The organism is Caproicibacter fermentans, assembly GCF_009746625.1.
Classification (GTDB): Bacteria; Bacillota; Clostridia; order Oscillospirales; family Acutalibacteraceae; genus Caproicibacter; species Caproicibacter fermentans.
Map to the genome: position 1 here is coordinate 1 of NZ_VWXL01000099.1, position 7,791 is coordinate 7,791.

6 protein-coding genes are annotated in these 7,791 nt (G+C 38.4%); all 6 read left to right on the forward strand.

Annotated elements, in window-relative coordinates:
* Window positions 1-138: 138 nt before the first annotated feature.
* The 6 genes from CAFE_RS16490 to CAFE_RS16510 all read left to right on the forward strand — a co-directional run bounded on the left by CAFE_RS16490 (window position 139) and on the right by CAFE_RS16510 (window position 7,626).
* Window positions 139-948 carry an ABC-three component system protein gene (locus CAFE_RS16490; protein ID WP_207708894.1) on the forward strand — a complete coding sequence of 270 codons (810 nt, stop codon included), beginning with the start codon at window positions 139-141 and terminating at the stop codon, window positions 946-948.
* Window positions 932-1,171, forward strand: coding sequence for an ABC-three component system middle component 7 (locus CAFE_RS16495; protein ID WP_156991232.1), 240 nt, complete (start codon window positions 932-934; stop codon window positions 1,169-1,171). The genes CAFE_RS16490 and CAFE_RS16495 overlap by 17 nt, the downstream gene beginning before the upstream one ends.
* Window positions 1,149-2,789 (forward strand): DUF2326 domain-containing protein, encoded by a 1,641-nt coding sequence (locus CAFE_RS16500; protein WP_156991233.1) that lies wholly within the window; start codon window positions 1,149-1,151, stop codon window positions 2,787-2,789. Before CAFE_RS16495 ends, CAFE_RS16500 begins: the two co-directional genes overlap by 23 nt.
* Before the next feature lie 19 nt (window positions 2,790-2,808).
* A complete protein-coding gene (locus CAFE_RS19800; RefSeq protein WP_207708895.1) occupies window positions 2,809-3,765 on the forward strand; it encodes a DNA methyltransferase in 957 nt (318 codons plus the stop codon).
* Between the two features lie 108 nt (window positions 3,766-3,873).
* Window positions 3,874-5,118 (forward strand): DNA methyltransferase, encoded by a 1,245-nt coding sequence (locus CAFE_RS19805; RefSeq protein ID WP_207708896.1) that lies wholly within the window; start codon window positions 3,874-3,876, stop codon window positions 5,116-5,118.
* The gene (locus tag CAFE_RS16510; protein WP_156991234.1) at window positions 5,119-7,626 is read left to right on the forward strand and encodes a DEAD/DEAH box helicase; all 2,508 of its coding nucleotides are present in this window, start codon (window positions 5,119-5,121) and stop codon (window positions 7,624-7,626) included.
* Window positions 7,627-7,791 lie beyond the last annotated feature (165 nt).

The window sequence follows — 7,791 nt, forward strand, 5'->3', positions numbered from 1 at the left end:
CATGTTCTTTTAGAATCCTGATGATCTGTTCCTCGCTGAACCGTTTCTTCATGTTAATCACTCCATCTGCATTTTATCATATTGTGACTAACTTTTCTATTGGCTCAGTTTTCGGGGCTCAGGTCACTACTTTATACAGTGCTTAACGTCGAAAATCGAAATTGTGAGGGTAGTGTTCGCGAGATAACAAATGAATACATACAGTCCTTTGAAGATAAAAGATTAGACATAAGCCTTATTAATACATATAGTAATTTGACTCCAAAGACTGCTTACGAAATTGCGATTGATGCCCACTCCCTCGTATTGCTTGCAGAAACAGGGGGCAAATGCCAAAAGTGCGGAAGAGTTTTAGGTATAAAAAAAGAAGGCAACGACATTAACTACGCTAAGGTCGTTCGCCTTTCAGAAACTGATGAAGTGGTTCTATGTGTTGATTGTGAACGTGAAATGCAAAGTGCCTCCGAAGAAGAGAAATTGGCTTTACTCTCGGACAAGCGTGACTTGGAAAATCTTATGATGGCAAGAGATGCTACTTCACGATATGTAATAGAGAAGCAAATTGAACAAGTACTTCGGGAAGTCGATTTAATGGATGTAACCGATGATACACAGTTAAAAATCGAACCTGTTAAGGTAGAAAATAAAATTACCGAAAAACGGTTGAAAGACCGGGTGCTCGGAGATGTTCGGCAGTTATATGAAGGGGTCAACGATTCATTATATAGGCTTGCAGGAGAAAACAGTTTAAACGTTGATAAATTTGCTAGAAATGTTAGGCGGATGTATGAAGATGCAAGTGAATCACATATATCGCAAAGCGAAATTTACTATCTGCTTGTTGAAACATTGTTTGAAAAGACAGGCCGCAAATATAGAGGTGCGTGTGAGATTATAATCTCCTACTTCGTACAAAGGTGTGAGGTGTTCGATGAGATTACCAAATAAAGTAATTCCTTATACTAATAGCGTTATTGCTCTGTTCCCAGATATCTTAGAGGTATTGGCACAACAGGACATGTCCCCTAAAGAATTGTTTGAAATAACAACTTTTCGTAAAAAGGACATGGCTGATTTCCTGAGTGCTTTAAATTGCTTGTTTGCATTAGGTAAAATTGAATTAATTGAGGAAGGGAGGGTGCTTCGCTATGTTAAAGGAAATTCAGTGTGATAAATTTGCACCGGATCATCGAGTTATCCGGTTTAATTCAGGCCTAAATACAGTTTTAGGTAGCGCAGGCGGTAGCAACGCAATCGGAAAATCAACATTTCTATGGATTATAGATTATGTATTCGGCGGTGAAAGCTATTACTCCCTAACTGATGATATAAAAAAGGAAATAGGTTCGCATATCATCTATTTCACTTTCGAGTTTGATGAACAGCCATACTATTTCTATAGAAGTACGGATGATCCTAAAAATGTATATCGAAGCGATGAAGAGGGCCGATTCATTACAAAATTATCGCTAGAAGATTTTCGGAAATTTCTGTTTCAGGAATATAAAATTGAGCTTCCTGCCCTTACATTTTCAGAAATAACCGAGCGTTTTTTCCGTATCTATGGTCGTGAAAATACACTTGAAAAGTATCCGTTGCTGGTAAAACCACGTGAGCAGGATGAAAAAGCTGTAGATTTTCTATTAAAGCTATTTGGGCATTACAGAATTCTTGCTTCTATAAAAAGTATGGAGGAAGAACTCGGAATTAAATCATCACAACTTAAGTCACGTCAGCGCCAGAAAGTGGATATAGAGAAAATTGAAAGTAACCAAAAAACAATAGAGTCGTTGAGGAATAGACTTCAAAAGCTAATGAAAAATAGTGAAGAAGCTCAATTAGCATTGTTCGGATTTGACACTCAAACGTTTGAACGAATTTCAGCAATCCAAAAAGAGTTGAATATCTTTGTTCGCAAGCGTAATCGCCTCCAATCACAGCTAAATGCTATAAAGAACAATATTGCTGATAACAAAGTCGACACCGCAAGTGAATTTGATTCCTTGGTACATTTTTTCCCAAACACTAATTTAAAGGCTTTTGAAGAGATTGAATATTTTCATAAAAAAATCAGAGAAATTCTAAGTGAAGAAATGGATGAGGAAATCGAGCGATTACAACCACTAATCGGTGAATATGACAAAGAGATTACGCGCCTTAATCGAAAAATTGAAGAATCTGGTCTTGCAAAAGAGATGTCTGAGAGGGTACTATCCCAGTGTGTTAATGTGTCTAAAAGCATCGATAAACTTGAAGAAGAAACAGCTGAGTTAATTCATCAAAAGGAACTTCAAGAAACACGAGCTGAATCGGAACAAATACTTGAACAACTGTTGTTGCAACAAACAGAAAAGTTGGAGGAAATACAAGATGACATAAATCTGCGCATGGAAATAATAAATGGCGTAGTAACTGAGAGAGAGGAGACCGCTCCTCTTTTGTATATTACTCCCCAAAAGGGAATCATCTTTGAAACACCTAGCAATACAAGTGAGGGAACAGCATACAAAAGCCTTGTTGTGTACGATTTAAGCATACTTGAATTACGGCCTATCCCTGCACTTATCCATGATTCAAATATTTTAAAGCGTATCGAGGATGTTCATCTGGAACGCATATTGGAGCGTTATCAGGCTAGTAGACGTCAGGTTTTTATTGCATTTGATAAAGCTGACTCTACAACTACAAAGGCTCATAAAATTTTAGAATCGACAGCAATCTTACGCTTATCGGACGGAAATGAATTATTTGGTCGTTCGTGGAGTAAATACGAATCGAATGATTATTAACATAGGAGGATCAAAAGAAATGGCTGCAATTGATGATTTATTGCGCCAAATTCCGGACACTTCCTTGCGTAGCCGCTTGGAAGAGGAATTTGCCCGCATTTCAAAAAATAAAAAATTTGGACTTGTATTTGAGGAACATATCCCTGAATGCACTCCACTTTATGAGGTTTCTATCAAACGTGGCTCTACTGTTGCACAAAAAACAGGCCATATTAATAATGTATATACGGTGCTGAAATTAGATGGAGATACTGCCCTTTGTCGTAACAAAGCAACTGGTAATACTGAGAACATACCAATCACGGAGCTAGTTTCAGTTGCTCAATTTGGCGAGCCAATTTTCCCCACCCTCCAGCCTATTGATTCAGTTAAAAATGCACCTGATAGTAACTTATGGCATACAATCATTGAAGCAGACAATTATCATGCCCTTCAGTTACTGGAATATCTCTACCCTAAGAAGGTTGATTGTATTTATATTGACCCCCCATACAACACCGGTGCGCGGGATTGGAAATACAATAATAACTATGTTGATTCTAGTGACAACTGGCGACACAGTAAGTGGCTCTCAATGATGCAAAAGCGATTAAAGATTGCAAAAAGAATACTTGCTGATGATGGTGTTTTGATTACTACAATAGATGATAATGAATATGCGCATCTATGGGTTCTTCTTCATGAGATTTTTCCAAACCTAACTCATACTTGCGTAACCATTCAGCATAATCCCGGTGGAACTCAGGGTAAAAAATTCTCTGTAACTCACGAATATGCAATATTTTCATATTCAGCTGATAGTATTATTTACCGTAAACAGCATACTGGTGGCGATGTCTATAATCTAAGACGTTGGGGAAGTACCTCAGGTCGTTATGAAGGCGCAACATGTTTCTATCCCGTAATTTTAGACTCGAATTATAACATTATCGGTTTCGGTGATTTACTTGATAAGGAATTACATCCATCAGCATAAGTAGAACACAATGACGATGGTACCATTTATGTCTGGCCTATTGATAAAAATGGCATAGAAAAGAAATGGAGATATGGACGAGATACTGTAGAAACTGTTAGGGATCGAATGTATGTTGAAAGGCGAGGAGACCGAATAGAAGTAATTCTTCGTAGGGAAAGTGAACCACCTAAAACTGTCTGGACAGATCCGTTATGTAATGCAGAAGCCCACGGTACTGATATGATCAAGGCCATACTTGGTGGTGGCTTCTCATATCCCAAATCACTCTATGCAGTCCGCGAAGCGCTAACATTCGCAGTTTCGGGTAAGAAAGACGCATTGATTGTTGACTTCTTTGCAGGAAGTGGTACCACATTACACGCAGTAAATTTACTTAATGCTGAGGACAACGGAAACCGCCGCTGCATTTTAGTAACTAATAACGAAGTCTCAGATGATGAATCAAAAACCTTGAAAAAAAATGGCTATAAGCCCGGTGATATTGAATGGGAAAAACATGGAATATGTCGTGCTATAACTTGGCCTAGAACAAAGTATAGTATCCTTGGAAGACGTGATGATAGCTCTGTCTTAACGGGTGAGTACTTTACTACTCAGACTGTATCTGATGAAGTAGACCGTTCATTCTATCAGTTAAGTTTTGTCGATAACCCTACAGAATTAACAGCAGCTGCAAAAAAGCAAATTGTTTCTTTACTTCGAAATAAGGAAGGAAAGTCACAATTGCCGCAATCATTAGTAACCAAAGACTGTAAATTCATTGTTTCAAATAAACATACAGCATCAATTCTTTTTGATGTAAATGCAGTTGATGAGTGGTTATCTGCCATTGAAGAACAGGATCAAATATCAGACTTTTATATAGCCTCAAAATCGACTGCCATATTCAAGTCAATTAAGACACGTGTTTCAGAATTGCTAGGCCCCATTATTGTAACATCACAAGTTAAACGTCCAATGAGCGATGGTTTTCCTGCAAATGCTGAATACTTCAAGCTAGAATTCTTGGATAAAAATCTTGTTTCATTGGGCCAACAGTTCCACGAAATACTACCATTACTTTGGCTCAAATCTGGAGCTATTGGAAAGCGACCAGAAGTAAATTACAATGAAGAACCAGAGATGTTAATTCTTCCGCAAAATGGCTTTGCTATTTTAGTCGATGAAACACGGTTCGCAGAATTTGCCGAAAAGCTTTCTGAAGAGAACGGTATCCAAATGGTCTATTTTGTAACTAACTCCGAGGAAGCATTCCGGGAAATGGCTGCCGGAGTAAAAGTAAATAACACATATCAATTATATCGAGATTATATCGATAACTTTGTGTTAGGAAGCAGGAGGGATTCATAAATGAGAGATATATTATTTCCTTTTCAGGAAACAGCCCTTGGTGAACTGCATTCTGCAATTAAGGATGCTCATGCAGTATGGCGTGAAAATAAGCCTCAGATAATCTCGTTTTCCGCACCAACTGGTTCGGGAAAAACTATTATTATGACGACTCTTTTTGAAGAAATACTCTATGGTAATGAGGACAACATTGGAGATCCAGATTCAGTATTTGTTTGGCTTTCCGATTCACCAGAACTTAACGAGCAAACACGCTTAAAAATTGAAAGCAAATCAGATAAAATCCCTGTTAGGGACTTGGTAACTATTGATTCAAACTTTAGTGCTGAGTATTTCGAAGGTGGTCACGTTTATTTTCTAAATACACAAAAACTCGGTTCTGATAAGCTACTGACTTCATCATCTGATAAGCGGCAGTATTCCATATGGGAAACCCTTACTAATACTGCTAAACGGATTCCTAAAAAGTTTTATGTGGTGATAGATGAAGCACATAGGGGAACTTATACATCTGTGCAAGCAGAAAATAAGGCGCAATCTATCATGCAAAAATTCATTAAGGGTAGTGAAGATGACGGTCTTTGCGTCATGCCTTTAATTATAGGTGTGACTGCAACTCCTCAGAGATTTGATAACTTAATTGCCGGAACGACTTCAACGGTTCAAAAAGTCATCGTCCCTCCTGAGCAGGTTCGTGAGTCAGGTCTTTTGAAAGATAGAATTATTATTCACTATCCAGATATTCAATTTAATGCTGATATGACCATGTTTAAAGGGGCAATTGATAATTGGCGCAAAAAATGCACTCATTGGAAGACTTACTGTGAGCGCGAAGATGAAAAAATGATAAACCCTATTCTTGTTATTCAAGTTGATGATGGGAATGATCGTATAGCAACCCAAACCGATTTGGGGGCTTGCCTCGATTTACTAGAAGAATCGCTGGGACGCAAATTACAGCCTGGAGAAGCAGTACATACTTTTAATGACCATGGCACACTTAAAGTACGTGATGTTGAAATTCAGCAAATTGAAGCATCCCGAATTCAAGAAGAAGAAAATGTGCTGATTGTGTTTTTCAAAATGAATCTTTCCACAGGTTGGGACTGCCCGCGAGCTGAAACGATGATGTCATTCCGCAGTGCCCAAGACTATACTTATATTGCTCAGTTGCTAGGACGTATGATACGTACACCTTTGGCAAGACGGATTTCTTCTGATGCTGAGCTTAATAGTGTCAGCCTATTTCTTCCATACTTTGATGAAGAAACAGTGAAGAATGTAGTTAATGCCCTGCGTGACAGTGAGGCTGCTATGCCTACCGAAACAGGCACTAGTAAAGAGCTTGTTACACTTGGACGAAACCTTGCCTATTCCGATGTATTTGAGGCAATGGATAACCTCATAACTTATCGGATAGATTCATCTCGAAAGCAGGCACCACTTAAATTATTAATACAGCTTTCACGTGCACTGACGATGGATGGTATTGACTTAGGGGCGCAGAAAACTGTTAAAAATGCTGTTTTATCAAAAATGGATGGTGAGATTTCACGGATAAAAGAAAGTGGAGACTTTGACACTCGAGGGGCTTCAATTACTGGTTTTGCTCTCGGTACACTGATATTTGAATACGGAGACAATGCCTACTCCTTTGATGAAGAAACACAGACAATGACCATGTCCGATTTTGATATTTCCCGACATTTTGAGCAAGCTGGAAGGTTGTTGGGAGAGGGTTTACACAAGGAATATTGGATTCGTCATAGTACCCGAGACCATATTGATGTAAAAAAAGAAATCATCATTCTTACACATGATACTGATGCAATGGAAAGGATTAATGACTATGCTGAAGAAGAATTCATAACACTGTACGAAAACAACAAGCGATCCATTGCTAGACTTAGCGAGGCACGAAAGAATGTCTATGAAAGATTAACTAATGCTTCTGTACAACCGATATCTGTACCATGGATATTACCAGATTCTATTGATTTTTCTAAACCAGATAATAGCAGTAAATTTGAGCAGCATCTTTATTGTTTAGAGGACGGCACATTTGAAACATCACTGAATCCATGGGAAAGCGGAGTTATTACAGAAGAGCTTAACAATGGTGCTGTATGCTGGTTACGTAATCTTGACCGCAAAAAGTGGTCACTAGAAATCCCTTACGAAGTCAGCGGTGTCACCACTCCTATGTTCCCGGATTTAGTTATTGTTAGATCTGATGCACAAGGTTATGTTTTTGATATTTTAGAACCACACGATCCTAGCCGAAAAGACAATTATCCTAAGGCAGTGGGTTTAGCAAAATTCGCAGAGAAGCATTGGGATGTATTTGGCAGGATTCAGCTCATTCGACTTAAAAAAGGTGTAGATGGTCGTGAACATTTCTATCGACTAGATATGGGAAAAACAACGATTAGGAATAAAGTTCGTGGCATAACATCAAACGAGGAACTGGATAGAATTTTCGATACAGATGCTGTACGAGAAGATTAAATAATACATCTATACTGTCTCCTCAACCCCAATAAAAAATCTAAGGAACCTCTGAACAAATGGCGCAGGAAGAGGAATTCAGAGAAAAGGGATTCAAGAGGCGTTCCAAACTGAATGATTACGTCGAATTTCAACGCTATACTCCTGAATTTATTTCCACTTTTG